This is a genomic window from Croceicoccus hydrothermalis (genome assembly GCF_022378335.1).
Classification (GTDB): domain Bacteria; phylum Pseudomonadota; class Alphaproteobacteria; order Sphingomonadales; family Sphingomonadaceae; genus Croceicoccus; species Croceicoccus hydrothermalis.
Genome location: NZ_JAIQCI010000006.1, coordinates 223543 through 248584, shown reverse-complemented (window position 1 = coordinate 248584; position 25042 = coordinate 223543). Strand labels below are relative to the sequence as shown.

Genomic DNA, 25042 nt, shown 5'->3' with positions numbered 1-25042 from the left:
CATGACGACCTATTTCACCACGGACCACGAATGGATCGCCGTCGAAGGCGACACCGGCACCGTCGGCATCACCGAATATGCGCAGGAACAGCTTGGCGACATCACCTTTGTCGAACTGCCCAATGCGGGCGACACGGTGAAGAAAGGCGATGCGGTGTCCGTCGTCGATTCGGTGAAGGCCGCGTCCGACGTCTACACCCCCGTCTCGGGCGAGGTGACGGCCAATAATGATGCGCTGGAGGAAGCGCCCGAAACGGTCAATTCCAATCCCGAAACGTCGGGCTGGCTGTTTAAGGTGACGCTGTCCGATCCGTCCGAACTCGACGGCTTGATGGATGAGAGCGCCTACAAGGATTACGTCGCCAGCCTGTAATCTGCGCTGGACAGAGGAAAGACCCGCACATGCGTTACCTGCCGCTGACCCCCGACGACCGGACCGCCATGCTGGCGAAGATCGGCGCCGACAATATCGATGCCCTGTTTGCCGACGTGCCGGAGGGCGCGCGCCTGTCCGGCCCGATCGACGGCCTGCCGACCCATGCCAGCGAAATGGCGGTCGAACGGCATATGCGCAACCTCGCCGCGCAAAACCTGTCGGCGGCCGATGCGCCGTTCTTCCTGGGGGCAGGGGCGTATCGCCATCATATCCCGGCGAGCGTCGATCATCTCATTCAGCGCGGCGAATTCCTTACCGCCTACACCCCGTATCAACCCGAAATCGCGCAGGGCACCTTGCAGGTCCTGTTCGAGTTTCAGACGCAGGTTGCGCGCCTTTTCGGCACCGACATCGCCAATGCGTCGATGTATGACGGCTCCACCGCATGCTGGGAGGCGATTGCGATGGCCGGGCGCATCACCCGTCGCGACCATGCCGTGCTGTCGTCGGGCCTGCATCCGCATTACGTGTCGGTCGCACAGACCATGGCGAAATATACCGGCGATACGCTGGACACGGCGGTGCCCGAACTGATCGCGGCGACCGACGACGATCGCGTGATCGCGGGCATCACCGACACGACATCCTGCGTGGTGGTGCAATATCCCGATCTTCTGGGGCGCATCCCCGATCTTTCGCGCATTGCCGATGCCGCGCATGACAAGGGCGCGTTGCTGGTGGCTGTCGTGACGGAGCCGGTTGCGCTTGGGCTTATCGAAAGTCCGGGCGCGCTGGGTGCCGATATCGTGGTGGGTGAGGGGCAATCGCTCGGCGTCGGGCTGCAATTCGGGGGGCCGTATCTCGGCCTGTTCGGCGCGCGGGAGAAATATGCGCGGCAGATGCCGGGTCGCCTGTGCGGCGAAACCGTGGATGCGGATGGAAAGCGCGGCTTCGTGCTGACCCTTTCGACGCGGGAGCAGCATATCCGGCGTGAAAAGGCGACGAGCAATATCTGCACCAATTCGGGGCTGTGCGCGCTGGCATTCTCGATCCACATGACATTGCTTGGCGGGGTCGGGCTGGACCGGATGGCCCGCATCAACCATGCCCGCGCGGCAAAGGCGGCGGGGCGGCTGGCGGAGATTCCGGGCGTCAGTATCGTCAACGACGCGTTCTTCAACGAATTCACCATCCGGATCGGCTGCGACGCGCGCGAAGCCGCGCTGCGCATGGCGAAGAACGGCGTGCTGGCCGGCGTGACGATGGGGCGGTTGTTTCCAGGCGCGGACGCGCTTTCGGACGGTTTGATCGTCGCCGTCACCGAAACGGTCAGCGACGAGGATATCGAGGCGCTCGCCAACGCGCTCGCGCAGGAAATTTCGGGAGAAGCCGCATGAACGCCCCCAACGCATCGGGCTGGAAACCGCAGATGGGCCCCGCCGGCAGCAGCGAAACCCCGACGAGCAGCGGCGACATGGCACTGAACCTCGAAGAGCCGCTGATCTTCGAGCTGGCCAATCGCGGCAATTGCGGTGTCGATTTCGACGAGGAACCGGGCGAAATCACGCCCGCACTCGCCCGATTCGCGCGCAAGACGCCGGTCGATCTGCCCGGTCTGGCCGAGCCGGAGGCGGTACGACATTACACGCGGCTTTCGCGGCAGAACTATGCCATCGACCTTGGTCCGTTCCCGCTCGGATCGTGCACGATGAAGCACAATCCCCGGCTTAACGAAGCCGTGGCCCGCATGCCCGGCTTTGCCGACGTTCACCCGCTGCAACCGATGGACACGGTGCAGGGCGCCTTCGCCGTTATCGAGCAGCTGGCCGAATGGCTCGTGACGCTCACCGGGATGAGCGCCGTCGCGATGAGCCCGAAGGCCGGCGCCCATGGCGAGCTGTGCGGTATTCTCGCCATTCGTGCCGCACTGGAGGCGCGCGGCGACAAGCGCGCGGTGATCCTCGTCCCTGAAAGCGCGCATGGCACCAATCCGGCCACTGCGGCCTTTGCGGGTTACGCGGTCGAGAACATCCCCGCGACGAAGGACGGGCGCGTCGATCTCGAAGCGTTGAAGGCGCGGCTCGGCCCCGATGTCGCGGGGGTGATGATCACCAATCCCAACACATGCGGCCTGTTCGAGCGGGAGATGAAGGCGATTTCGGACGCCGTGCACGATGCGGGCGGGCTGGTGTATTGCGATGGCGCAAATTTCAACGCCATCGTCGGGCGGGTGCGCCCCGGCGATCTGGGCGTGGATGCCATGCACATCAACCTGCACAAGACGTTCAGCACGCCCCACGGCGGCGGCGGGCCGGGGTCCGGTCCGGTCGTCCTGTCGGAGGCGCTTGCCCCCTATGCGCCCATTCCTTTCGTCCGCCGCGACGACACGGGCCGCCTGCGCATGGTGGAGGAGCGCGGCGCGGCGGACCTGCTGCCCGACAGCTTTGGCCGCATGGTCGCCTTTCATGGACAGATGGGCATGTTCACGCGGGCGCTCACCTATATGCTCAGCCACGGGGTCGACGGCCTGCGCCAAGTCGCGGAGGACGCGGTGCTCAACGCCAATTACGTGCTGCGCAGCCTCGACGACATTCTCGACGCGCCGTTCGGCGGCAGCGGCCCGTGCATGCATGAGGCGCTGTTTTCCGATGCCGGGCTGGCCGACGGGTTCACCACGCTCGACATTGCGAAGGGGCTGATCGACGAAGGGTTCCACCCGATGACGGTCTATTTCCCGCTGGTCGTGCATGGCGCCATGCTGATCGAACCGACCGAAACGGAAAGTCGGGCTGGTCTCGACCGCTTGATCGCGAGCCTGCGCGCGGTCGTCACCCGCGCGAAGGACGGGGACGAGGCGCTGAAATCCGCGCCGCATTACGCCCCGCGTCGCCGGCTCGACGAAACGCGGGCCGCGCGCAAACCGGTGCTGGTATGGAAGGGCGATCCCGCCCCGGCGGGCAAACCGGCGCGAAGCGAGATCGGCGGACGTTGAGCAACGCCGGGCACGAAGGCACCGTCGGGCCGCAACCCTTCGTGTTCGGGGGCGAGGCACGCGGCGACGCCCCCGCGACCCATCGCAATCGCGATGGCATCGCGGCGGTGCTGCGCGACGTGCTTCCCGCAGGCGGAACCGTGCTCGAAATCGCATCCGGCACGGGACAGCACGCGGCGTATTTCGCATCATTGTTCCCGGAGCTGGTCTGGCAGCCGAGCGATACCGATCGTCAGGCGCTTTCGTCCATAGCGGCATGGGGGGAAGCGAGCGCGTCGCATAATCTTCGCCCGCCGGTCCGTCTCGACGCGAGCGCGGACGAATGGCCCGTGGCGCGCGCCGACGGGATCCTTTGCATCAACATGGCACATATCAGCCCGTGGTCCGCGACGCAGGGGCTTTTTACCGGCGCCGCACGCCTGTTGCCGGAGGGCGGCCCGCTCGTCATCTATGGCCCGTTCGTTCGCAGCGGCGTCGAAACCGCGGCATCGAACCTTGCCTTTGACGAGAATCTGAAGGCACGCGACCCGCGGTGGGGCTTGCGGCGGGTGGAGGCGCTTGACGCTCTGGCCCAGGAAAATGGCCTGTCGGCAGCGGAGCCGGTGCCGATGCCCGCCAATAATCTGATGCTGATCTACCGACGATAGGACGCACGAAAAAGGCCCGCCGGACATGCAGTCCCGCGGGCCTTTTCAAAACGGGCATCACCGCCCGCCGTGTATCAGATGGCGCGATCCGCCGCTTCGCCAACGGATTCGATATCCTCACCGGCACCCTGGACGGTGTTGCAGGCGGCGGCGGCAAGAGCCAGGCTGCCGACGGCAGCGGCGAGTGCGATACGACGGATCATGGGATGCTCCTTGGTGGTTGTTCCGCGTGAAAACGAAGCGATGCGGATGTTGTTCCCCAAATTTCGTTCAAGAATCGCTAGTCTCGTGCCGCATTTTCGACAGGCGATGTTCGCGCCACACGATGATGGCGCCCGCCACGATCACGAGAGGCGCGCCGAACCACAGCATGACGGACGGCAGATTGTCGAAAACCAGCCACCCGTAAAGCGTTGCCCAGATCAGCATGGCGTAATCCATGACGATCACGCTCGACACCGTGCCATAGCGTAGCGAATTGGTCAGAAACAGCTGTGCCGCGGTGCCGAACCCGCCGACCAGCAGAAGGAGCGCATAATCGGTCGCCTCGGTCGGCCAGGGAAAGAACATTGCGATGATGAAAAGCACCGGCGTGGAAAACACCGCGAAATAGACGACGATCGAGATACTGTCCTCGGTCCGCGAAAGATCGCGTATCTGGATTGAGATCAACGCGACCATGAATGCCGCCGCGATGCCGACTGCCGCACCGAGCGGATCGATGTCCGTCCCCCCGGGCCCGGCGATGATCGCGATGCCCGCAAAACCCAGCAACACGGCGGACCAGCGCCAGCGTCCGACCTTTTCACGCAGCAGCAGGGCAGACAGCACCACGGCAAAAATCGGGGAGGTAAAGCCCAGTGTCGTCGAAACCGCGAGCGGCAGGAGGATCGGCGCCGCGAAGGTCAGCGCCATGCCGGTCGCACCTGTCATCGCGCGGATACCGTGCGACACCAGCCTGTCGCTGCGAAGGCGGCCAAGTTCCCCCCGCACGAGCAGAAAACCCAGCAATACCGGCACCGACACGGCCTGTCGGAACAGCAGGATATGCGGCAGATCGACGCCGCGCGCCGACACCAGTTTCACCAGCATGAGCATCGTCGCCAGCGTCACGCCCGCGCCGAGCCGTAGCAGCAGGGCATACATCGGACGCTGCACCGGGCCGTCGCGCGGCGGAATTTGCGAGCCGGGCAGGCGCGACGAAGACGAGGAACCGGGGGAAGAAGGCATGTGGCCCTACTGCGCCCCGCCGCCGGTGCGATCAACCTTCGATTGCGCGGTCACGCCGGTTCGGGCAGGGATCTGTCCGTCATGCCGAATTTCTGGGATAGCGAAGCGGGAATGCTGGCCGCCGTTGCGGCAGGTGCGCTGTTGCTCGCGGCGATTGCGTGGGTGGGTGATCTGCGCCGGACGCGGCGGCAACGACCCGACGATGTCGGCATCGTGCCATGGGGGCCGCTGTTTCTCGCCGCGCTCGGCATCGCGGGGCTGTCGGGGTTTGTCGCGCTGCAATACTGGCTCGCAAGCGTTTGACGCGCGATGCACAGGCTCAGAGGCAGGCTTGCAGATACGCCTTGTCGAAGCCGAATTGCCGCGCTTTTTCAAGCGTGTAGGGGCGCAGACCCGATGATTTGAAATCGCCGACGATCTTGCCGTCCGATCCTTCGTCGAGATATTCGAACTTGAACAATTCCTGCGTCACGATGACATCGCCTTCCATGCCGATGACTTCGGTGATGTTGGTGGTGCGGCGCGACCCGTCGCGAAGGCGCTTCACCTGCACGATGAGATCGACGGATTCGGCGATCTGCCGGCTGATGGCTTCCTTGGGTATCTTGATGTCGCCCATCAGGATCATGTTCTCCATCCGGCCGAGACATTCGCGCGGGCTGTTGGCATGGAGCGTACACATCGACCCATCGTGGCCGGTGTTCATCGCGGCGAGCAGATCGAAACATTCCGCCCCGCGAATTTCGCCCAGAATGATCCGGTCGGGACGCATGCGCAAGGCGTTCTTGACGAGATCGCCGATCGTGATCGCGCCTTCACCCTCAAGGTTGGGGGGGCGCGTTTCGAGCGGCAGCCAGTGCGGCTGTTGCAGGCGCAGCTCGGCCGCATCCTCGATCGTGAGCACGCGCTCGCCCGGATCGATCATTTTCGACAGGGCGTTGAGCATCGTCGTCTTGCCCGATCCGGTACCGCCCGAAATGACGATGTTCATCTGGCACGCGCCCGCGATCTTGAGCACCGTCGCCATCTTTTCGCTCATACTGCCGAATTCGCGCAGCATATCGATGGTAATGGGCTTTTCCGAAAACTTGCGAATGGAAATTGCCGTTCCGCGCAGCGAGAGGGGCGGAACGATGACGTTGACGCGGCTGCCATCCTTCAAGCGCGCATCGGCGAGTGGCGTGGTCTGATCGACGCGGCGGCCGACCTGGTTCACGATACGCTGGGCGATCTGAAACAGATGCTGCTCATCGCGGAACTGTATCTTGGCAAGCTCGAGCTTGCCCTTGCGTTCGACGTAAGTCTGCTGCGGCCCGTTGACCATGATGTCGGAAATATCCGGATCGGACAGCAATTCCTCCAGCGGGCCAAAGCCGAGCAGCTCGTCGATGAGCACCTTTTCCAGAGCGAATTGTTCGCGCCGGTTCAAGGTAATCTTCAATTCTGTCAGCACTTCGAGGATGATCGGCCGGAATTCCTCCGACAGTTCATCCTTGGTCAGGGTGGCTGCGGCCTCCGGATCGACGCGTTCGAGCAGGCGCGGCAGGACCTGCTCCTTGATCCGGTGGACGGATACCTCGAAACCTTCGGCGTGGTAATTTCCCTCGGCAAACGAATTGGCACGTTCGGCAAGCCGGGCGAGCGCGTCATCCTCCGGATCGACCGCGACTTCGGGGATGGGGGGGAACGGCTCCGGTTCGGGTGGGCTGGGGAGCGTTTGCGCGCCCGACGCGGCGCCGGTGCCCTTCATCGGCCGGGCCACGCCAAAGCTGGCACGCTGGTTCGACTTGGAGGCCAATCCATCCTTTCGGCCGAAAGCACTCATAAATTCAGACCTTTGTCGCGCGCATCTTCCTGTGCCAGACGAAAACGGTGTGACGCTTCGTGTGGTGGGTTCTCTATGGCTGAAAATGGTGAACAACTCGCTAACCATGGGCCCGCGCCGACCCGGTGCTGGCTATGTAAGAGACCGCTCGGCGGCCGGGTCGAGCACCATCACACGGTGCCGAAAAGCCGCAAGGGCCGCGAAACGGTCGCGGTGCATCCGATCTGCCACCGCACGCTCCACGCACAATTCACGAATGCGGAACTGGCCCGGTTCGGGAAGGATGTCGAATTCCTGCGACGCAACGATGGCGTTGCGAAATTCCTGCGCTGGATTGCGAAGCGTCCACCGGATTTTCACGCAAAGACGCGCGGGCCGCGCAAATAACAACGGAGCCATCGGGGAGGGGAACGCCGTCGGCGCCACGCAAAACGCCGCCGGAACGTGTCCGGCGGCGTCGTTGTGCGATCAATCGCGGTTCAGCCCGCGACGTGTTCGGCCAGAACAGTCAGCCTGCCGTCGGCAACTTCGGCGAAGCCGCCCGCGACCTCGATTTCATCGGGCGTCGCACCCTGCGATGCGAAGATCTGGATCTTGCCATCGCGAATGGTCGACATGAACGGGGCGTGCCCCTCCAGAACGCCGAACTCACCGTTGCTGCCGGGAACGACCACCATGTGGACCTCCTCCGACCGCACCAGCTTTGCCGGGGTGACGAGTTCGAAATGCAGCGGCATGGCGATCAGGAATCCTCGGCCAGCTTTTTCGCCTTGGCGACCGCTTCCTCGATCCCGCCGACCATGTAGAAGGCAGCCTCGGGAAGGTGGTCGTATTCGCCTTCGACGACGGCCTTGAACGACTTGATCGTGTCTTCGATCGCGACGAACTTGCCGGGAATGCCGGTGAAGACTTCGGCGACGTGGAAAGGCTGCGACAGGAACTTCTGGATCTTGCGTGCGCGCTGCACGGTCAGCTTGTCCTCTTCCGACAGCTCGTCCATGCCCAGAATCGCGATGATATCCTGCAGCGACTTGTACTTCTGAAGCGTTTCCTGAACCTTACGCGCGGTTTCGTAGTGCTCCTGCCCGACGACCCGCGGTTCGAGCACGCGGCTGGTGGAATCGAGCGGATCGACCGCCGGATAGATGCCAAGTTCCGAGATCGCACGGTTCAGCGTCGTCGTCGCGTCGAGGTGGGCGAACGAGGTCGCAGGCGCCGGGTCGGTCAAATCGTCGGCCGGCACGTAGATCGCCTGCACCGAGGTGATCGAACCCTTGTTGGTGGAGGTGATGCGTTCCTGAAGCGCGCCCATGTCGGTCGACAGGGTCGGCTGATACCCCACGGCCGAGGGAATACGGCCGAGCAGTGCCGACACTTCCGAACCGGCCTGCGTGAAGCGGAAGATATTGTCGACGAAGAACAGCACGTCCTGGCCTTCCTCGTCACGGAAATATTCTGCCATGGTGAGGCCCGACAGCGCCACGCGGCTACGCGCACCCGGCGGTTCGTTCATCTGACCGAACACCAGCGCGACCTTCGATCCCTCGGAGGTGGCATTGCCATTCTCGTCCTTGGCAATGACGCCCGCGTCAAGGAATTCGTGATAGAGGTCATTGCCCTCGCGCGTACGCTCGCCGACGCCCGCGAATACGGACACGCCGCCGTGGCCCTTCGCGATATTGTTGATGAGCTCCTGAATGAGCACGGTCTTGCCGACGCCCGCGCCGCCGAACAGGCCGATCTTGCCGCCCTTCGCATAGGGGGCGAGCAGATCGATGACCTTGATGCCGGTCACGAGGATGGCCGCTTCGGTCGACTGGTCCACGAATTCGGGGGCCTTGGCGTGGATCGGGGCGGTGTTCATCGCGCCGATGGGGCCCATTTCATCGATCGGTTCGCCGATCACGTTCATGATACGGCCCAGCGTCTTGGGCCCAACCGGAACCTCGATCTGCGAACCGGTGTTGCGCACGCTCTGCCCGCGGGTCAGACCGTCGGTGCCGTCCATCGCGATGGTGCGCACGGCGTTCTCGCCAAGATGCTGCGCCACTTCGAGGACGAGGCGGTTGCCGTTGTTGTCGGTTTCCAGCGCGGCCATGATCGGGGGCAGCTCGCCTTCGAAGACCACGTCGACGACGGCGCCGATGACCTGGCTGATCTTGCCCTGCGCGGGAATGTTCGATGTGCCCGTATTGTCGAGCGTGGGTGCGGTGGCCATGATATCGTATCCTTGCCGTCTATGCCTTAGAGCGCTTCCGCGCCGGCGATGATTTCAATGAGTTCGGTGGTGATCGCGGCCTGGCGGCTGCGGTTGTACTGAATGGTCAGCTTTTCGATCAGATCGCCGGCGTTGCGCGTGGCATTGTCCATCGCGGTCATCGAGGCGCCCTGTTCCGACGCATTGTTTTCAAGCAGCGCGCCGAACAATTGCGTTTTCAGATAGCGCGGCAGCAGTTCTTCAAGGATTTCCTCCTCGCTCGGTTCGTAATCGACGACGGCGCCGGTGGGGGCGGAATTGTCGGTCGTTGCCGCATCGGGCGCGGGAACAGGGATGATCTGCTGACGCGTCGGCGTCTGGGTCAGGGCGGACTTGAACCTGGAATAGAACAGATGCGCGACGTCGAAACGGCCATCCTCGTACATGCCAATTAGCTCCTCGGCGATCTTCTCGGCCTCGGCATAGCCGGGTTCGCGCACTTCGGTCGTGTCGAAATTGACGCCGACCCGGTCGGGATATGCGCGCCGGATCGGGGCGCGTCCCTTGCGGCCGATGAGGTAGAATTCCACCTCCTTGTCCTCGGCGATCAATTCCTTCGCCTTGGCCAGGGCGGCGCGCACGATGTTCGAATTGAACGCGCCGGCCAGCCCCTTGTCCGAATTGGCGACGACCAGCAGGTGACGCTTCGTCGATCCCGTGCCGGTGAGCAGGCGCGGCGCATTGTCGCTGTCGCCTGCACGCCCGGCGAGGCTCGCCATGACCGAGGCCAGACGCTCGGCATAGGGCCGCGCCTCTTCGGCGGCGGCCTGTGCCTTGCGCAGCTTCGCCGCGGCGACCATCTGCTTGGCCTTGGTGATCTTCTGGGTCGACTTGACCGAGTTGATCCGACCCTTGAGTTCCTTGAGGCTAGCCATTTCGGCTCCCTATCTGGTGTGGATCGGCTCAGCCGAACTGCTTGGCAAAGCTGTCGAGCGCGGCGACGACCTTGTCCTTCGACGGGTCGAAGGCCTTGCTCTCGCGAATCTCGGCCAGCACGCCGGGATGTTCGGCGCGCATGTAGCCCAGCATCGCCGCCTCGTATTCGGTGACGCGGTCGACCGGCACGCTGTCGAGATAGCCATTGGTGCCGGCGAAGATCGACACGGTCTGCTCCTCGAACGGCATGGGCGAGAACTGCGGCTGTTTCAGCAGCTCGGTCAGGCGCGCACCGCGGTTCAGAAGCTTCTGCGTCGAGGCGTCGAGGTCCGAGCCGAACTGTGCGAAGGCCGCCATTTCGCGGTACTGCGCCAGCTCCAGCTTGATCGAGCCGGACACCTTCTTCATCGCCTTGGTCTGGGCGGCACCGCCCACGCGCGACACCGACAGGCCGACGTTGATGGCCGGACGCACGCCCTGATAGAACAGGCCGGTTTCAAGGAAGATCTGACCGTCGGTGATCGAGATCACATTGGTCGGAATATAGGCAGAAACGTCGCCCGCCTGCGTCTCGATGATGGGAAGGGCGGTCAGCGAACCGGCGCCGTTTTCCTCGTTCATCTTCGCCGCACGCTCGAGCAGGCGGCTGTGCAGGTAGAACACGTCGCCCGGATAGGCTTCGCGGCCCGGAGGACGACGCAGCAGGAGCGACATCTGACGATAGGCATTCGCCTGCTTCGACAGATCGTCATAGACGATGACGGCGTGCATGCCGTTGTCGCGGAAGAATTCGCCCATCGCACAGCCAGTGTAGGGTGCGAGGAACTGAAGCGGGGCCGGTTCCGAGGCGGTCGCGGCCACGACGATGGTATATTCCATCGCGCCGTTTTCCTCGAGGCTCTTCACGATCTGCGCGACGGTCGAACGCTTCTGACCGACGGCGACATAGATGCAGTAAAGCTTCTTCGTCTCGTCGTCGCCCGCGTTCGCTTCCTTCTGATTGATGAAGGTGTCGATCGCGACTGCGGACTTGCCGGTCTGACGGTCGCCGATGATCAGCTCGCGCTGTCCGCGGCCGACGGGAACCAGCGCGTCGATGGCCTTCAGGCCGGTCTGCACCGGTTCGTGAACCGATTTGCGCGGGATGATGCCCGGTGCCTTCGTTTCGACGCGACGGCGTTCGGTGCTCTCGATCGGGCCCTTGCCGTCGATCGGATTGCCGAGCGCGTCGACCACGCGGCCGAGCAGGCCCTTGCCGACCGGCACGTCGACGATGGTGCCGGTCCGCTTGACCTGGTCGCCTTCCTTGATGGCGCTGTCCGAACCGAAGATCACGACGCCGACATTGTCCGCCTCGAGGTTGAGGGCCATGCCCTGCACCCCGTCGGAGAATTCGACCATTTCGCCGGCCTGCACCTTGTCGAGGCCGTGGATGCGGGCGATGCCGTCACCGACCGACAGCACGGTGCCCACTTCGGTGACCTGTGCTTCGGTGCCGAAGCTGGCGATCTGGTCCTTGATGACCTTGGAGATTTCTGCGGCGCGGATTTCCATGTTCAGCCTTTCATCAGCCCTTCATCGCCGAGGCGAGGGTATTCAAACGGGTGCGGATCGAACCGTCGATCTGGCGGCTGCCGATCTTCACGATCAGCCCGCCGAGAATGTCGGGATCGACTTCGGTACGGATTTTCACATCGCGGCCTTCGCGCGCGGTCAGTTTCTGCGTGAGCGTGGCGATCTGCCCCTGATCGAGCGGGTGCGCGCTCGTCACCTCGGCGGTGACCTCGCCGCGCTGTGCCGAGGCGATGGCGTGAAACGCGCGGATCATCGCAGGCAGTTCGCCCAGACGCCGGTTCTGCGCCAGCACGCCGAGGAAATTACGCGTCAGCGGCGCAAGCTCGAGATGGCGGCCGATGCCGTCCATCGCGGCGCCGGCCTGTCCGCGCGAAATCTCGGGATTGCGAATCAGCGAGCGCATGTCGTCCGACGCCGAAAGAGCCTGACGCAGCGAATCCAGATCGTTCTCGACCGCGGTCACCTGATTGTGCTCGACCGCGAGGTCGAACAGGGCCGAGGCGTACCGCCCTGCTAGACTGGCCTTGATGCCGCCCGAAATATCCACGCGCGTAATGCCCCTTGTTCAATATCGTAAAAGGTTATGTCCGTTCGAAGACGGTTTTCAAACTCATGCGCCACCAGACGGGGCGCGTTCGCGTCCTTCACGCTGGCGCGCCTAGCAATACGCTTCGCAAATGACAACCGCTTCGCGTCGCTTCATCGCGCCCGCGGAGCAAATGCACGAGAAGGGGACGTTCCCCGGTCCCTTCGGTTCAATCGGTCACGTCCTGGCCCTCGCCAAGGATGGCGTCCGCCGACGGTTCGCAGATATAGGTCAGGCGTTCGTTCGGCATGTCGGGCAACATGGCGCGAATCGCATCCTGATTGTCGCCAAGCGCGCGGGACGCCTCTTCTCCGCCGCCGCATGCCGGGGCCTGATACTGTCGGCGCGCATCGCGCGCCGCGTTCATCACCGACAGATCGACGAGGAAACGATCGGTGGTGAAAATCCGCTTTTCGGGATCGTAGCGATTGACCGACACGGTCTGCTCCGAATTGGGGACCAGCACGCGCGACCATTCCCCGTTCGACAGGCCATATTGCGTTCGCCCGTTGACACACCCCCCCGCGTCCCAGCCGAGCAAGATATCGCTCGCATCGGACACGGTCACGCGGCTGCGTTCGGGCAGGAGGCGGCAGGTAAACCGGCCTTTCTGCATGTCGGCGGAAACGGGCGCGCGGTCGGCAGGCCGCTCGAGCGCGGCCTGCTGCGCCGCTTCGCCGCGTCGTTCGATCTCGGCAATACCGGGGCGCGAGAACCACGCGACGAGCGCGCCGATCAACGCGACGCCCGCGAACACGCCGCAGGCGAGCGCGGCCTCCTGCCGGTCGCGATCGTAAAGAACGACGGTGCCGATCACGGCAAGCACCATCACGGCCAGCAATGCGCCCCCCAGCGCCATCATCGTCTCGCGCTGATCCAGCGCCTCGAGCTCGGCACGGCGGCCGGCACGTTCGGCCTCGTCGCGCAGGCGGGCGGCGGCGGCGGCCTGCCGCGCCTGCATCGCGCTCGCCTCGCGCATGGCGCGGGCGTCCTGCTGCGCGTCATATTCCCCCATGGAACGGCAGGGCTGCGCGTTGAAGCGTGCATTCACCCCGGCCTTGCGCAGGAAGGGGGCGATTTCGCGCATGGATACGGCAAAGTAGAACTCCGAATCGCTGCCGTTGTCGCTGATCGTGCCGAAGCTGTTGACGCCGACGACGCGGCCGCACGGGTCGAGCAGGGGCCCGCCCGAATTGCCGACTCCGATGGGCGCCGTGTGCAGGATCGTGTCGTACTGGCTCGCCGTCCGGCCGCCCGAAACCTGTCCACGCGATTTGACGGGAGCCTGCGGCGAGGTCAGCGCGCCGAGGCCAAGCCCGATGGCCTGGTCCACATTCGCGGGATAACCGACCGCGAACACGTCCGATCCATCGCCGACCGCCCCGGAATACAGCGTCGCCACCGGCAGCGTCGCATCCTCGGTCAATTCGATAAGCGCGAGATCCACATCGGACGCCACGCGCACGATCCGCGCGAAATAGCCGCTCTTCCCCTGCGCGGGCACCACGCCGAGCTGAAGCCGTTCATCCTCCAGCAGCGGGGCTAGCACGTGCGCGTTGGTCACGATCAGCTTCGGCGTCACGGCAAAGCCTGTGCCATGACCGATCACGTCATAGCCGGCCGAATCGCGCTGCACGATGACGACGCGCACCACGCTGCGCGCCGCCGCGTTGATGTCGGCGGTATCGGCCCGCGCGGTCGCGGCCGGCCATAGCGCGAGGCAGGCCACGATAAGCGCGATGATTCCCATAAGCGCCCGCATGGGGGCCATCATGTCATGTGCTGTCGGCGCGGTGTGTCGCATGGGCAGCGCCTTTAACGCGGTTTCGCGCCCTTGGGCAGGGGGCAATCGCCCGCGCGGCGCTTTCACCTTTTACCCGTGCATCCGTTGCGCGTAAGGTCGGCGCTATCGACGAAGGAGCGTAACGATGACTCGATCGGCATGGATGGATGGCGGCGCGGGCGTGACCGTTCGCTGGGGCGTGGCGCAGACTGCGCTCGGTGCGGTGCTGGTCGCTGCGAGCGATTCGGGCGTGTGCCGTGTGGCGTTCGGCAAGGGGCGGGACGATCTTTCCATGCTGTTTCCCCATGCCGATCTTGTCGAAGGGGGGGAGGATTTCGCCCCGCTTCTGGCCCGCGTGGCAGCGGCGATCGAATCGCCGGGCGATGGGGCGGATATTCCGCTCGACATTGGCGGGACGGGTTTTCAAAAGCGCGTGTGGCAGGCGCTTCGCGATATTCCGGCGGGCGAGACGCGGTCCTATGGCGCCCTTGCCGCCGGGTTGGGAAAGGTGGGGGCATCGCGCGCGGTCGGGCGGGCCAATGGCGCCAACCGCGTGGCGGTGCTGATCCCGTGTCACCGGGTCGTGCGTGCGGACGGGGCGCTGGGCGGGTACGAATATGGTCCGGCGATCAAGCGGGAACTGCTGCGCCGGGAGGGGCTGTCCTTCTAGCCCCGCGCCCATCCCTTGCGCGCGGGTGTGAGGGTTTCCAGAAACGCATCGGCGCTGGCCATATATTCGCCTCGCCGTTCCTCCTTCATCCGGTCCCATGTCGAATAGACGCGCGCCACGCGGTTGTTGCGTTCCAGCACGCGCCGGTTGCGCACCATGAAATGCCAGTAAAGCGCGTTGAACGGGCAGGCACCGTCGCCCGTTTTCTTCGACACCGAATAATGGCAATCGCGGCAATAATCCGACATCCTGTTGATGTAATTGCCCCCCGCGGCATAGGGTTTGGACGCAAGCCGCCCCTTGTCCGCCCAGAGCGCCATTGCCGCCACATTCGGCAATTCCACCCATTCATACGCATCGGCATAGACGACGAGGAACCAATCCTCGACATCCTGCGGCACGATCCCGGCGATGAGCGCGAAATTGCCGAGTATCATCAGCCGTTGAATATGGTGGGCATGGGCATTGTCGCGCGTCGAACGCACGCAATCGGCGAGGCAGCGCATGTCGGTTTCGCCGGTCCAGTAGAATTCGGGCAGCGGCCGATCCGCGTCCAATGCGTTCGCCTCGGCCAGCTCCGGCATTTCGAGCCAGTACATGCCACGGATATATTCGCGCCAGCCGATGATCTGCCGGATGAACCCTTCCACCGCGTTCAATGGCGCCTCGCCCGCGTCATACGCCGCTTCCGCCCGGCGGCACACCGCCACGGGGTCGAGCAGGCCAAGATTGATGGAGGTCGAGAGCAGCGAGTGGAACAGGTCGTCCTCGCCATGTACCATCGCGTCCTGATATTTTCCGAAAAGAGGCAGGCGATCCGCGACGAAGGCGTCGACGGCTTTCTCCGCCTCCTTCGCCGTGACCGGCCAGGCGAAGCCGTCGGTCGTGCCGAAATGGTCGGCAAATTCCCGCTCCACCATGGCGATCACCGCGCGGGTGCTTTCGTCAGGTGAGAATTTCGGGGCCGGCGGCGGGTCCATCGCATCGTCGGGACCGGCGCGGTTTTCACGGTCGTAATTCCATTGCCCACCCGCCGGTGCGGCCGCGGACCCGGTCTCTTCATCGGCTTTTGTCATGAGCAGGCCGGTATTGCGCCGCATCTCGCGATAGAAATATTCCATGCGCAACTCGCCGCGCCCCTGCGCCCAGCCGATGAATTCGGGGATGGAACACAGATAGCGGTCGTCGGGCACGATCTCCATGTCGCAGGGGAGGGCGCCCATCAATCCCTTCAACGCCTTGTCGAGCCGCCATTCCCCCGGCTCCACCACCCGCACCAGATCGGCATCGTGCCTTTGTGCCGCGCGCATGATCTCGCCGGTCAGGCTTCCAGTATTGTCGGGGTCGCACAATTCGATGTAATCCACGGTCCAGCCATCGTCGCGCAATTCTTCGGCGAAATGGCGCATGGCGGACAGGATCAGGGCGATCTTCTGCTTGTGATGCCTTACATAGGTGCACTCCTCGCGCACCTCCATCAACAGCACGACGGTGTCACTTTTGTCGCAATCGCGCAGCGAGGCGAGACCGAACGAAAGCTGATCGCCCAATACGGGAACGAGAACGGTCACCTCGCGGATCAGTCCAGCATGGGACGAAAGCCCGGCTCCGCCTTGGCCATGGCGGCGCGATAGGCGGGGCGTTCCCCGATCCGGCGCAGATAGGCGCGGGCATTGGGGCAGGCGTCGAGGTCGAAATTGATGAACATGCGACCCGTCGTAACGACGAACACGATCATGATGTCGGCCAGCGTCAGCCGCTCCCCCGCGAAGAACGGAACTTCGCCAAGGCGCTTTTCGAGCATGGACCATGAACGGCGCTTCCGGTCGACGAAGAAGAAGGGCGGCTCCTCCAGATCGCCCATCACCACCACCGCTTCCATGTACATGTTCGGCATCAGCGTGCCGCTGGCAAAGTGGAACCAGTAGAGAAAATCGACGTAATCGGGATCGCCCGGTTTCGGCGTCAGCCCGCCATCGTTGTAACGCGCGTCGATATATTCGCAGATTGCCGCACTTTCGCCGAGGATACGGCCATCATCTTCGATCACGGGGGCAAGCCCCATGGGATGCATGGCCTTGAGCGCTTCGGGGGCGAGGTTGTTGTCCTCCCGCCGTTCGTGGCGCACCATGCGATACGGGACGCCAATTTCCTCGCATAGCCACACGACACGCTCGGACTGGGACACGCCGAGATGATGGACAGTGAGCATTTGCGCCTTTCGCACTTCAGACAAAACTATACGGGTCGATGTCGATGCCGACCCGAACGCCCGATGGAAATGCGAGCGCGCCGAGCCAGTTCCGGAGCGTATCCTGCAATGCCGCACTCCGCCTTGCATTGATCAATAGGCGATAGCGGTAACGATTGCGTAAAAGCGACAGCGGCGCCGGTGCGGGGCCATAGACGGCGAGATCGTCCATGCGCGGCGCGGCGCCGCCGATGGCGCGTGCCGCATCGCGGGCTTCGGCTTCGTCCTCGCTCGATACGATGATCGCGGCCCATCGGCCAAAGGGCGGGGCGCCCGCATGGCGGCGCGCGTCCGTCTCCGCGGCGTAGAACGCATCGCGGTCGCCGGCCGCCAGCGCCGCGATGACGGGCGCTTCGGGGTGGCGGGTCTGAATGAGGACCTCGCCCGCCTTCTTCGCCCGGCCGGCCCGGCCAGCGACCTGCGCGATCTGCTGATACGATCGTTCGGCGGCGCGCAGGTCGCCCCCTTCGAGGCCGAGATCCGCGTCGATCACCCCGACGAGGGTGAGTTCGGGGAAATGATACCCCTTGGTGACAAGCTGCGTGCCGACGATCACGTCGATCGCACCGCCATGCGCCGCATCGACGAAGGCGCCGATCTTTTCCGGATTCGACAGCGTGTCCGACGTGACGACGGCGGTGCGCGCGTCGGGAAAGATTTCTGACACCTCGTCGGCGATCCGCTCCACGCCCGGACCGCAGGCGGTGAGGCAATCGCGCTCCCCGCACTCAGGACAGGCTTCGGGGCTGGGCACTTCGTGGCCGCAATGGTGACAGGCGAGCCGTGCCGACAGCCGATGTTCGACCAGCCACGCCGAACAGTTCGGGCATTGGAACCGATACCCGCAATTGCGGCACAGCGTCAGCGGCGCATAACCCCGCCGGTTGAGGAAGAGCAGCACCTGCTCCCCCCGGTTCAGCCGTTCGCGCATCGCCTCCACCAGCGGCGGGGCGATCCACCGGCCGCGCGGCGGCACCTGTTCGCGCAGGTCGACGATGGCGATGTCGGGCAGGTTCGCGCCGCCGAACCGCGCCGGCAGGTCGAGCTTTTCATAAACGCCCGCCTCCGCCATCTGCAGGCTTTCGAGCGCGGGCGTCGCACTGGCGAGGATGACGGGCGCACCTTCGAACCGGGCGCGCATCACGGCGACATCGCGCGCGTTGTAACGCACGCCATCGTCCTGCTTGAAGCTGATCTCGTGCGCTTCGTCGACGACGATGAGGCCGAGCCGCGCAAACGGCAGGAACAGCGCCGAACGCGCGCCCACCACCACCTGCGCCCCGCCGCTCGCCACCTGACGCCAGGCGCGGCGCCGTTCCGACGATTTCTGATTAGAGTGCCACACCACCGGGGCCACGCCAAAGCGCGCCTCGAACCGTTTGAGGAAATTTTCGGTCAGGGCGATTTCGGGGAGCAGGACCAGCACTTGCCGCCCGGTTCGGATCGCCTCTGCCACTGCTTCGAAATAGACCTCGGTCTTGCCCGATCCCGTCACCCCGTCGAGGAGGAAGGGCGCGAAGCGGCGCTCCGCCACCGCGGCGACGAAGCGATCGGCGACCGCCTGCTGCCCGTCGTTGAGCGCGGGCGGCGCATGGTCCGGATCGGCGGCGGGGTAGGGGCGGTCGATATCGACCTGCACCGGTTCCAGCGCGCCTGCATTCACCAGCCCGCGCAATACCGCCTCCGACACCTCGGACAGGGCGGACAGTTCGCGAATGGTGCCCTGTTCGCCCTGCAACGCGTCGAGCGCGCGTTCGCGCTGCGGCGTGATGCGGCCGGGATCCTCACCCGTCAGCCGGTATTCGGTAATGCTGCCCCCGCCGCGCAATGCCGCGCCCGACGACAGTGCCATGCGTGCGACGCTGCTCATCGCGGCGCAATAATAATCGGCGGTCCATTCGATCAGCCGTCGCAGCGACGCCGACAGTGGCGGCACCGGCATCACGGCGAGGATCGGCCGCAGCTTCGCAAACGGAACCGGCGCGCCGGGAAGGCGTTCTGTCTCCCACACGATCCCCGTGACCTGCCGGGGGCCGAGCGGCGCGACCACCACGCTTCCCGGCTCCACGACGAGCGACGGGGGCACGGTATAGTCGAGCGGACCGAGCGCCGCGTTCATCACGAGCAGGCGGACGCGCGCGCGCCCATCGGGCGGAGTTCGGGGGGAGGAGGTTTCGGTCTGGTTCATGGGCCGCGCCCCATATGGGACGCCGGAACGCACAACACAACGCGGCACCCGTGCGGCGTATCGGGCATGGGCAGGCCAGCGCGCCGCCCGACAGGCAAAGGAAAGACCGACGATGGAATTGACGACCACCCCCGCAAGCCGCCGCCGTTTCATCGGCCTTTCCATGATGGGCGCGGCGGCGATGACGCTGCCGGGCTGCGCCAGCTATGGCGGGTTCAGCCTTGACGAGGCAATCCGCCGCCTGCTGACGATATCGAGCGTGAATGCGTTCGACCGGATGCTGGCGCCCGGCGGGTTCTACGATACGCAGATCGCCGCGCTCGACCTCGGCACGGTGCTGGGCGGGGTGCGCGGCGGCGCGGTGGAGCGTATTCTCGGCTCCTCGCTGGTGCGCGACCGGATGGCCCGCGCGCTTTATGACGTGGCCGCCGACGGGGCCGCCGCCGCCGCGCCCGCCGTGGCCGATGCGATCCGGGTCGTGGGCATCCGCAACGCGATCGACCTCGTCCGGGGCGGCGATACGGCGGCGACCGGATTCCTGCGCGCGAGCATGGGGCGCCGCCTTATCGATGTGATGCTGCCGGAGGTGCGCGATGCCATGCGGATCATCGACGACCCACTGCTCGGCCCGGCGCTCTCCGACCTTGCCGGCGTGGATATTCAACGGGTTACGGGCCGCTTTACCGACGAGGTCGAGAATACGATCTGGACCCAGATCGGCCGGGAGGAGGCATATATTCGCCAAAACCCGGACAGCACGAACGATCCGCTCATCCGGCGTGTCTTCGGTCTCAACGACCTGGGCGATGCGGTGCTGTGAGCATGGCGGGGTAGCGTCGGCGGCGGGCGATGCATATAGGCAGAGCGAGATTCGTAATTATCGCATGACCGCATTATCGCGAGGGGCCTTACCCATGAAATTCTTTGCCGACACCGCCGACACCGCCGAAATTCGCGAACTGGCCGAAACCGGATTGCTCGACGGGGTTACGACGAACCCCTCGCTGATCGCGAAATCGGGCCGTGATTTCAAGGAGGTGACGAAGGAAATCTGCGGCCTGACCGACGGCCCGGTGTCGGCCGAGGTCGTCGCGCTCGACCATGAAACCATGATGCGCGAGGCCGAGGTGCTCCGCAAGATCGCCGATAACGTCTGCATCAAGGTGCCGCTGACGATCGACGGGCTGAAAACCTGTCGCAAGTTGACCGACGATGGCACGATGGTCAACGTCACCCTGTGCTTTTCCGCCAATCAGGCGCTGCTGGCCGCAAAGGCGGGGGCGACATTCGTTTCCCCCTTCATCGGGCGTCACGACGACAACGGCATCGATGGCATGCATCTGATCGAGGACATGCGCCTCATCTACGACAATTACGGCTTCGAGACGCAGATCCTCGCCGCGTCGATCCGTCATGCGACCCATGTGCTGCAGGCGGCAAAGATCGGGGCCGACGTCGCCACCATGCCGCCCAAGGTGATCAAGGGGCTGGCCGATCACGTGCTGACGCAAAAGGGGCTCGAAGGGTTTACCGCCGACTGGGCGAAGACCGGCCAGAGCATCCTTTAAGGGGGCGTCGGCTTGGCAGACGAATCCCCCCTCGACCGGTTCCGCAACGCGCTGACCGCCACGACCCGCGCCGTCGCGCGCGAGCCTGAACTCGATGTCAGCTGGACCAGCGACGCGCCCGCGCAGGTCGGCAACACCGTGCGCGTGCCGATGCCGGGCCGCAAGCTGGAGGCCGGGCCGGTCGCCAGCGCGCGGGGCGTCGCCGACAGCTACGCGCTTAAACGCCGCTATCACGATGCGCAGCGGCACTTGCGCGCCCGTCCGGCGGAACCGATGGCCCGCGCCGCCTTCGATGCGATCGAACAGGTACGGTGGGAGGCGTTGGGCGCGAATGCGATGGGCGGGGTGCGCGACAATCTCGCCGCCGCGCTGGACAAGCGGATCGCCACCGACCCGATCAGCCGCGCCGACCGGGTCGAGGATGCGCCGATTTCGACCGCGCTGGCGTTGATGCTGCGCGAACATCTGACGGGGGAGGCGGTTCCGCAGGCCGCGCGCGCCGGCGTCGACCTGCGCCGCGAACAGATAGAAAGCGCGATCGGCGGCGATTTCGACGATCTGCTCGCCGCGATGGACGACCAGTCCGAGTTTCAGAAGAGGGCGATCGGCCTGCTCGAACATCTCGAACTGATCGCGACCGAGCCGGAGCCTGACGAGGCGGGCGAGGATGGCGACGAGCCGGAGGGCGAGGAAACCCAGGACGAGGAGGACGACCTGTCCGAATCGAACCAGGAGGACATGCGCGTCGATCAGCAGCCCGGCGATCCCGATCCCGAGGCCGAAGGCGATGGTGAGGACGAGGGCGAAGCCGAAAGCGAGGGCGAGCCAGACCCCGCGGACGGCGCCGAGGACGGGATGATGCCGGTGCGCCCCAACCGGCCATGGACCGAGCTGCCCGACGATTTCGACTACAAGGCATTCTCCAACGATTTCGACGAGATCGTCGCCGCGCATGATCTTTGCGATGAAGAGGAGCTGGCCCGGCTGCGCACCTATCTCGACGCGCAGTTGAAGGGTTTGCAGGGCATCGTCACCCGGCTCGCCAACCGTTTGCAACGCCGTTTGATGGCGCAGCAGAACCGGAGTTGGGACTTCGATCAGGAGGAAGGTCTGCTCGACGCAGCGCGGCTGGCGCGGGTGGTGACGATGCCGGGGCAGGCGCTGTCCTACAAGGTGGAGCGGGACCAGGAGTTCAAGGACACGGTCGTCACGCTGCTGATCGACAATTCCGGTTCGATGCGGGGGCGCCCGATTTCCATCGCGGCGATCAGCGCCGACGTGCTCGCCCGCACGCTGGAACGCTGCGGCGTGAAGACGGAGATCCTCGGCTTTACCACCCGCGCGTGGAAGGGCGGACAGGCGCGTGAACAATGGCTGGCCAAGGGGAAGCCGGAAAATCCCGGCCGTCTCAATGATTTGCGGCACATTGTTTACAAGCAGGCGGATGAGCCATGGCGCCGGGCGCGCCGCAATCTCGGCCTGATGATGCGCGAGGGATTGCTGAAGGAAAACATCGATGGCGAGGCCTTGTTGTGGGCGCATTCCCGCCTGCTCGCCCGGCCGGAGGACCGCCGCATCATGATGGTCATTTCCGACGGCGCGCCGGTCGACGATTCCACGCTGAGCGTGAACAGCGCCGGCTATCTCGAAATGCATCTGCGCAAGGTGATCGAGTGGATCGAGAAGAAATCGCCGGTGCAACTCGTCGCGATCGGGATCGGACACGACGTCACGCGATACTATCGCCGCGCCGTGACGATCATGGATGCGGAGCAACTGGGCGGTACGATGATCGAGCAGCTGGCCGGGTTGTTCGAGGAAGACTGACGTGTCCGATTTCGTGATCCGTTCCGCCTCGGGCGCCGAAGATCGCGAATTCATCCGGACGCTCGACCGCCGCCTGGCCGATGTCATCGTCTCTCCCGCTCATTCGCAGACCGAGGTCGCAGCGTTTCAGGCGCGCTTCACCGCGACCGCGTTCGACGAAAGCGAAAGCGCCGGTGGTACATTCGTTGCATGCCGTTCCCAAAGGCGGCTGGGCTATGTCAATGTGCGGCCCGTACGGACGATATTGCGGACGCGCATTGCGCCTATATCGCGCTATTGGCGGTTATGGAGGATCAGGAACGCACCGGCGTGGCGCGGGCGCTGGTGAAGCGTGCGGAAAGCTGGGGCCTGGAACAGGGGTATACGCGGGTCGCTCTCGACGTTTTTGCAAGCAATACAGGCGCGCGCGCGTTCTATGACGCGGCGGGATATGGCGCGGAAACGTTGCGTCTGGTTCGGCGGATCTGATCGAACACTACGCAATGCGCGAGAGAATGCGATGCTTGCCGCCTGCGGACGCAGCGCCTAGACGATGAAACATGGCAGGTGAAATTCTCGACAATCGGGGGCGCGGCGAAGCCGGGTGGGCCTTGCCCCCCGTACATCCCGAAGGCCGCAAATTCGCGTTGATCGCGGCAGGGATCGCGCTGTTGTTCTTCGTCATCGGGTGGAGTTTCCTCGCCTGGACAACGGTGGCGGCGACAGGCGGCGTGCTGGCGTTCTTTCGCGATCCCGCCCGCGTCGTCCCGCAGGATGAAAGCGTGATCGTCGCGCCGGCGGACGGGCTCGTGACCCTTATCGCGCGTGTTCCACCGCCGCCTGAATTGCAGATCGACGACGGATCGGGCCACGGCGGCATGGCGGGCGATCCCGTCACCCGCATCTCGATTTTCATGAGCATGTTCGACGTGCATATCAACCGCAGCCCGATCGCCGGCACGGTCCGCCGGGTCGCCTATATTCCGGGAAAGTTCGTCAATGCCGACCTCGACAAGGCGAGTGAGGACAACGAGCGTCAACATTTCCTCGTCGCGCGCGCGGATGGCGTACAGGTCGGCTTTACACAGATCGCCGGCCTGATCGCGCGCCGTATCGTCCCGTTCGTAAAACCAGGGGACATGGTCGCGGCAGGTCAGCGCATCGGCCTGATCCGGTTCGGCAGCCGGGTCGATGTCTACCTTCCCGCCGGCACCGAACCGCGGGTCGTCATGGGGCAAAGGACCATTGCCGGGGAAACCGTCCTCGCAGAGATCGGACATGCCCCACTTCTCGAAGGAGTTTCGCTTTGAACCACGTCGATGACCGTCATGCCGAACCGGGCGATGTCGGGCCGCGCATCTCGCATGGCGAGCGCGCCGTGCCCTCGCGGCGGAGCCGTGGGCTTTCGATGCGGGCGGTGGCGCCCAATGCCATTACCGCCGCCGCCCTGTGCTTTGGCCTGACGGGCATTCGCTTTGCCACCGACGGTCTGTGGGGGATGGCCGTTCTTGCCGTGATCCTGGCGGGCCTGCTCGACGGGATCGACGGGCGGATCGCCCGCTTGCTGAAGGCGCAATCGCGCTTTGGGGCGGAACTCGACAGTCTGGCCGATTCGCTGTCCTTCGGCGTCGCACCGGCGCTCATCATTTTCATGTGGTCGTTACAGGGACTGCCGCGCCTGGGCTGGTTCGCGGCGCTGGCGCTGGCGCTGTGCTGCATGTTGCGGCTCGCCCGGTTCAATGCGCAAATCGACGAGGATGATCAGCCGCACAAATCAGCCGGCTTCCTGACCGGCGTTCCCGCGCCGGTGGGGGCGGGGCTGGCGTTTCTGCCGCTTTATCTGTGGATGGCGTCGGGGGAGGCGATTTTTCGCAATCCGGTGCTGGTCGCGATCTGGATAGTGCTGATGGCGTTTCTGATGATTTCGAATCTCGCGACGCTGAGCTGGACCTCGATCAAGCCGGATCGGTCCATCCGGATCGAGCTTATCGCATTGCTGGGCATTCTGGGCGCGGCGTTGATGCTGGAGCCCTGGCTTTCGCTGGTCGCGATCTGCGTGGTTTATCTCGCGCTATTGCCGCTGGGCTGGTGGCGCTACCGCAAGGTCAGGCGAGCGCGGGCCGCGGCATAGCGGCGGCACTCCGGGGGGCAGCATGGCGCGGCGCGGGCCGGGCGCGCGCCGTCTTTCGCGATGCGCGGACCTTCGATACCGACGGCTCTCCATGTCGCAGAAGCGGCGCCAGATCCTTCAACCATTTGCAGCTCATGACGAAACCCGCAACGCCGCAAAGGGCGAAGAACATGAAAGGCAGGACGGTCGTCGCAAAATGTGTCATGGTTTGATCCTTCGTTCGATCGCGGCAGGCCATTGTGCACAAACTTTGTCACGAACCTGTCGAAATCCTGTGGATA

General features: G+C 64.7%; 25 protein-coding genes and 1 pseudogene. 12 read left to right on the top strand and 14 right to left on the bottom strand.

The window, feature by feature from the left end; all coding sequences use genetic code 11:
* Position 1: 1 nt before the first annotated feature.
* The 4 genes from gcvH to K4G67_RS06575 are packed head-to-tail and all read left to right on the top strand — an operon-like array spanning position 2 to position 4015.
* Complete coding sequence (gene gcvH, locus K4G67_RS06590; RefSeq protein WP_239805582.1) at positions 2–373, top strand: glycine cleavage system protein GcvH; 372 nt, start codon at positions 2–4, stop codon at positions 371–373.
* A gap of 29 nt (positions 374–402) precedes the next feature.
* Entirely contained in the window at positions 403–1773 is a 1371-nt protein-coding gene (gene gcvPA / locus K4G67_RS06585) for an aminomethyl-transferring glycine dehydrogenase subunit GcvPA (RefSeq protein ID WP_239805581.1), read from the top strand.
* Positions 1770–3368: an aminomethyl-transferring glycine dehydrogenase subunit GcvPB gene (gcvPB, locus tag K4G67_RS06580; RefSeq protein WP_239805580.1), complete on the top strand. Its 1599-nt coding sequence runs from the start codon at positions 1770–1772 to the stop codon at positions 3366–3368. The genes gcvPA and gcvPB overlap by 4 nt, the downstream gene beginning before the upstream one ends.
* Complete coding sequence (locus K4G67_RS06575) at positions 3365–4015, top strand: DUF938 domain-containing protein (protein ID WP_239805579.1); 651 nt, start codon at positions 3365–3367, stop codon at positions 4013–4015. Before gcvPB ends, K4G67_RS06575 begins: the two co-directional genes overlap by 4 nt.
* A 74-nt stretch (positions 4016–4089) precedes the next feature.
* Here K4G67_RS06575 and K4G67_RS06570 read toward each other — a convergent pair whose 3' ends face one another.
* Both K4G67_RS06570 and K4G67_RS06565 read right to left on the bottom strand, forming a co-directional pair.
* Complete coding sequence (locus K4G67_RS06570) at positions 4090–4218, bottom strand: entericidin A/B family lipoprotein (protein WP_239805578.1); 129 nt, start codon at positions 4216–4218, stop codon at positions 4090–4092.
* Positions 4219–4285: 67 nt separating this feature from the next.
* The gene (locus tag K4G67_RS06565) at positions 4286–5245 is read right to left on the bottom strand and encodes a DMT family transporter (RefSeq protein ID WP_239805577.1); all 960 of its coding nucleotides are present in this window, start codon (positions 5243–5245) and stop codon (positions 4286–4288) included.
* Between K4G67_RS06565 and K4G67_RS06560 the strand changes: the two genes are divergently transcribed.
* The gene (locus K4G67_RS06560) at positions 5246–5548 is read left to right on the top strand and encodes a hypothetical protein (RefSeq protein ID WP_239805576.1); all 303 of its coding nucleotides are present in this window, start codon (positions 5246–5248) and stop codon (positions 5546–5548) included. It abuts the gene before it with no gap.
* A gap of 16 nt (positions 5549–5564) precedes the next feature.
* Here the strand turns inward: K4G67_RS06560 and K4G67_RS06555 are convergent, their stop codons facing one another.
* The 8 genes from K4G67_RS06555 to K4G67_RS06520 all read right to left on the bottom strand — a co-directional run bounded on the left by K4G67_RS06555 (position 5565) and on the right by K4G67_RS06520 (position 14168).
* Complete coding sequence (locus K4G67_RS06555) at positions 5565–7070, bottom strand: TadA family conjugal transfer-associated ATPase (RefSeq protein WP_239805575.1); 1506 nt, start codon at positions 7068–7070, stop codon at positions 5565–5567.
* Positions 7071–7202: 132 nt separating this feature from the next.
* Complete coding sequence (locus tag K4G67_RS17745; protein ID WP_420829999.1) at positions 7203–7430, bottom strand: hypothetical protein; 228 nt, start codon at positions 7428–7430, stop codon at positions 7203–7205.
* Between the two features lie 119 nt (positions 7431–7549).
* Positions 7550–7807: an ATP synthase F1 subunit epsilon gene (locus K4G67_RS06545; protein ID WP_202083961.1), complete on the bottom strand. Its 258-nt coding sequence runs from the start codon at positions 7805–7807 to the stop codon at positions 7550–7552.
* A 5-nt stretch (positions 7808–7812) separates the two neighbouring features.
* On the bottom strand, positions 7813–9288 hold the full coding sequence (gene atpD, locus K4G67_RS06540; protein WP_239805573.1) for a F0F1 ATP synthase subunit beta: 1476 nt from the start codon (positions 9286–9288) through the stop codon (positions 7813–7815).
* A 26-nt stretch (positions 9289–9314) separates the two neighbouring features.
* Entirely contained in the window at positions 9315–10202 is an 888-nt protein-coding gene (locus tag K4G67_RS06535) for a F0F1 ATP synthase subunit gamma (RefSeq protein WP_239805572.1), read from the bottom strand.
* A gap of 28 nt (positions 10203–10230) precedes the next feature.
* Positions 10231–11757, bottom strand: coding sequence for a F0F1 ATP synthase subunit alpha (atpA, locus tag K4G67_RS06530; RefSeq protein ID WP_239805571.1), 1527 nt, complete (start codon positions 11755–11757; stop codon positions 10231–10233).
* A 13-nt stretch (positions 11758–11770) separates the two neighbouring features.
* Positions 11771–12325 carry a F0F1 ATP synthase subunit delta gene (locus K4G67_RS06525; protein WP_239805570.1) on the bottom strand — a complete coding sequence of 185 codons (555 nt, stop codon included), beginning with the start codon at positions 12323–12325 and terminating at the stop codon, positions 11771–11773.
* Between the two features lie 208 nt (positions 12326–12533).
* The gene (locus K4G67_RS06520) at positions 12534–14168 is read right to left on the bottom strand and encodes a S1 family peptidase (RefSeq protein WP_239805569.1); all 1635 of its coding nucleotides are present in this window, start codon (positions 14166–14168) and stop codon (positions 12534–12536) included.
* A gap of 124 nt (positions 14169–14292) precedes the next feature.
* Here K4G67_RS06520 and K4G67_RS06515 point away from each other — a divergent pair.
* Positions 14293–14817 (top strand): annotated as a pseudogene (locus K4G67_RS06515) (methylated-DNA--[protein]-cysteine S-methyltransferase); the annotation flags it as partial.
* Here K4G67_RS06515 and K4G67_RS06510 read toward each other — a convergent pair.
* Genes K4G67_RS06510 through K4G67_RS06500 form a run of 3 tightly spaced genes read right to left on the bottom strand, consistent with a single transcriptional unit; the run spans position 14814 to position 19256 of the window.
* Entirely contained in the window at positions 14814–16388 is a 1575-nt protein-coding gene (locus K4G67_RS06510) for a cryptochrome/photolyase family protein (RefSeq protein WP_239805568.1), read from the bottom strand. The pseudogene K4G67_RS06515 and the gene K4G67_RS06510 overlap by 4 nt on opposite strands.
* Positions 16389–16396: 8 nt before the next feature.
* A complete protein-coding gene (locus K4G67_RS06505) occupies positions 16397–17029 on the bottom strand; it encodes a glutathione S-transferase family protein (protein ID WP_239805567.1) in 633 nt (210 codons plus the stop codon).
* A 16-nt stretch (positions 17030–17045) separates the two neighbouring features.
* On the bottom strand, positions 17046–19256 hold the full coding sequence (locus K4G67_RS06500; protein WP_239805566.1) for a primosomal protein N': 2211 nt from the start codon (positions 19254–19256) through the stop codon (positions 17046–17048).
* A 112-nt stretch (positions 19257–19368) separates the two neighbouring features.
* Between K4G67_RS06500 and K4G67_RS06495 the strand changes: the two genes are divergently transcribed.
* The 6 genes from K4G67_RS06495 to K4G67_RS06470 all read left to right on the top strand — a co-directional run bounded on the left by K4G67_RS06495 (position 19369) and on the right by K4G67_RS06470 (position 24761).
* On the top strand, positions 19369–20076 hold the full coding sequence (locus K4G67_RS06495) for a DUF4197 family protein (protein WP_239805565.1): 708 nt from the start codon (positions 19369–19371) through the stop codon (positions 20074–20076).
* Between the two features lie 94 nt (positions 20077–20170).
* On the top strand, positions 20171–20824 hold the full coding sequence (gene fsa, locus K4G67_RS06490) for a fructose-6-phosphate aldolase (RefSeq protein ID WP_239805564.1): 654 nt from the start codon (positions 20171–20173) through the stop codon (positions 20822–20824).
* A gap of 12 nt (positions 20825–20836) precedes the next feature.
* Positions 20837–22651 carry a cobaltochelatase subunit CobT gene (gene cobT / locus K4G67_RS06485; protein ID WP_239805563.1) on the top strand — a complete coding sequence of 605 codons (1815 nt, stop codon included), beginning with the start codon at positions 20837–20839 and terminating at the stop codon, positions 22649–22651.
* A gap of 189 nt (positions 22652–22840) precedes the next feature.
* Positions 22841–23119, top strand: coding sequence for a GNAT family N-acetyltransferase (locus K4G67_RS06480; RefSeq protein ID WP_239805562.1), 279 nt, complete (start codon positions 22841–22843; stop codon positions 23117–23119).
* A 71-nt stretch (positions 23120–23190) separates the two neighbouring features.
* Positions 23191–23940, top strand: coding sequence for a phosphatidylserine decarboxylase (locus K4G67_RS06475; RefSeq protein WP_239805561.1), 750 nt, complete (start codon positions 23191–23193; stop codon positions 23938–23940).
* A gap of 98 nt (positions 23941–24038) precedes the next feature.
* Positions 24039–24761 carry a CDP-alcohol phosphatidyltransferase family protein gene (locus K4G67_RS06470; RefSeq protein ID WP_239805699.1) on the top strand — a complete coding sequence of 241 codons (723 nt, stop codon included), beginning with the start codon at positions 24039–24041 and terminating at the stop codon, positions 24759–24761.
* Here K4G67_RS06470 and K4G67_RS06465 read toward each other — a convergent pair.
* Complete coding sequence (locus K4G67_RS06465) at positions 24736–24966, bottom strand: hypothetical protein (RefSeq protein WP_239805560.1); 231 nt, start codon at positions 24964–24966, stop codon at positions 24736–24738. The genes K4G67_RS06470 and K4G67_RS06465 overlap by 26 nt on opposite strands.
* Between the last annotated feature and the right edge of the window lie 76 nt (positions 24967–25042).

What these genes read in the sequence shown, in the direction of transcription:
- gcvH (WP_239805582.1), top strand. Translation starts at nt 2, where the DNA reads ATGACGACCTATTTCACCACGGACCACGAATGGATCGCCGTCGAAGGC.
- gcvPA (WP_239805581.1), top strand. Translation starts at nt 403, where the DNA reads ATGCGTTACCTGCCGCTGACCCCCGACGACCGGACCGCCATGCTGGCG.
- gcvPB (WP_239805580.1), top strand. Translation starts at nt 1,770, where the DNA reads ATGAACGCCCCCAACGCATCGGGCTGGAAACCGCAGATGGGCCCCGCC.
- K4G67_RS06570 (WP_239805578.1), bottom strand. Translation starts at nt 4,218, where the DNA reads ATGATCCGTCGTATCGCACTCGCCGCTGCCGTCGGCAGCCTGGCTCTT.
- K4G67_RS06565 (WP_239805577.1), bottom strand. Translation starts at nt 5,245, where the DNA reads ATGCCTTCTTCCCCCGGTTCCTCGTCTTCGTCGCGCCTGCCCGGCTCG.
- K4G67_RS06555 (WP_239805575.1), bottom strand. Translation starts at nt 7,070, where the DNA reads ATGAGTGCTTTCGGCCGAAAGGATGGATTGGCCTCCAAGTCGAACCAG.
- K4G67_RS06545 (WP_202083961.1), bottom strand. Translation starts at nt 7,807, where the DNA reads ATGCCGCTGCATTTCGAACTCGTCACCCCGGCAAAGCTGGTGCGGTCG.
- atpD (WP_239805573.1), bottom strand. Translation starts at nt 9,288, where the DNA reads ATGGCCACCGCACCCACGCTCGACAATACGGGCACATCGAACATTCCC.
- K4G67_RS06535 (WP_239805572.1), bottom strand. Translation starts at nt 10,202, where the DNA reads ATGGCTAGCCTCAAGGAACTCAAGGGTCGGATCAACTCGGTCAAGTCG.
- atpA (WP_239805571.1), bottom strand. Translation starts at nt 11,757, where the DNA reads ATGGAAATCCGCGCCGCAGAAATCTCCAAGGTCATCAAGGACCAGATC.
- K4G67_RS06520 (WP_239805569.1), bottom strand. Translation starts at nt 14,168, where the DNA reads ATGCGACACACCGCGCCGACAGCACATGACATGATGGCCCCCATGCGG.
- K4G67_RS06505 (WP_239805567.1), bottom strand. Translation starts at nt 17,029, where the DNA reads ATGCTCACTGTCCATCATCTCGGCGTGTCCCAGTCCGAGCGTGTCGTG.
- K4G67_RS06500 (WP_239805566.1), bottom strand. Translation starts at nt 19,256, where the DNA reads ATGAACCAGACCGAAACCTCCTCCCCCCGAACTCCGCCCGATGGGCGC.
- K4G67_RS06495 (WP_239805565.1), top strand. Translation starts at nt 19,369, where the DNA reads ATGGAATTGACGACCACCCCCGCAAGCCGCCGCCGTTTCATCGGCCTT.
- fsa (WP_239805564.1), top strand. Translation starts at nt 20,171, where the DNA reads ATGAAATTCTTTGCCGACACCGCCGACACCGCCGAAATTCGCGAACTG.
- K4G67_RS06480 (WP_239805562.1), top strand. Translation starts at nt 22,841, where the DNA reads ATGCCGTTCCCAAAGGCGGCTGGGCTATGTCAATGTGCGGCCCGTACG.
- K4G67_RS06475 (WP_239805561.1), top strand. Translation starts at nt 23,191, where the DNA reads ATGGCAGGTGAAATTCTCGACAATCGGGGGCGCGGCGAAGCCGGGTGG.
- K4G67_RS06470 (WP_239805699.1), top strand. Translation starts at nt 24,039, where the DNA reads ATGCGGGCGGTGGCGCCCAATGCCATTACCGCCGCCGCCCTGTGCTTT.
- K4G67_RS06465 (WP_239805560.1), bottom strand. Translation starts at nt 24,966, where the DNA reads ATGACACATTTTGCGACGACCGTCCTGCCTTTCATGTTCTTCGCCCTT.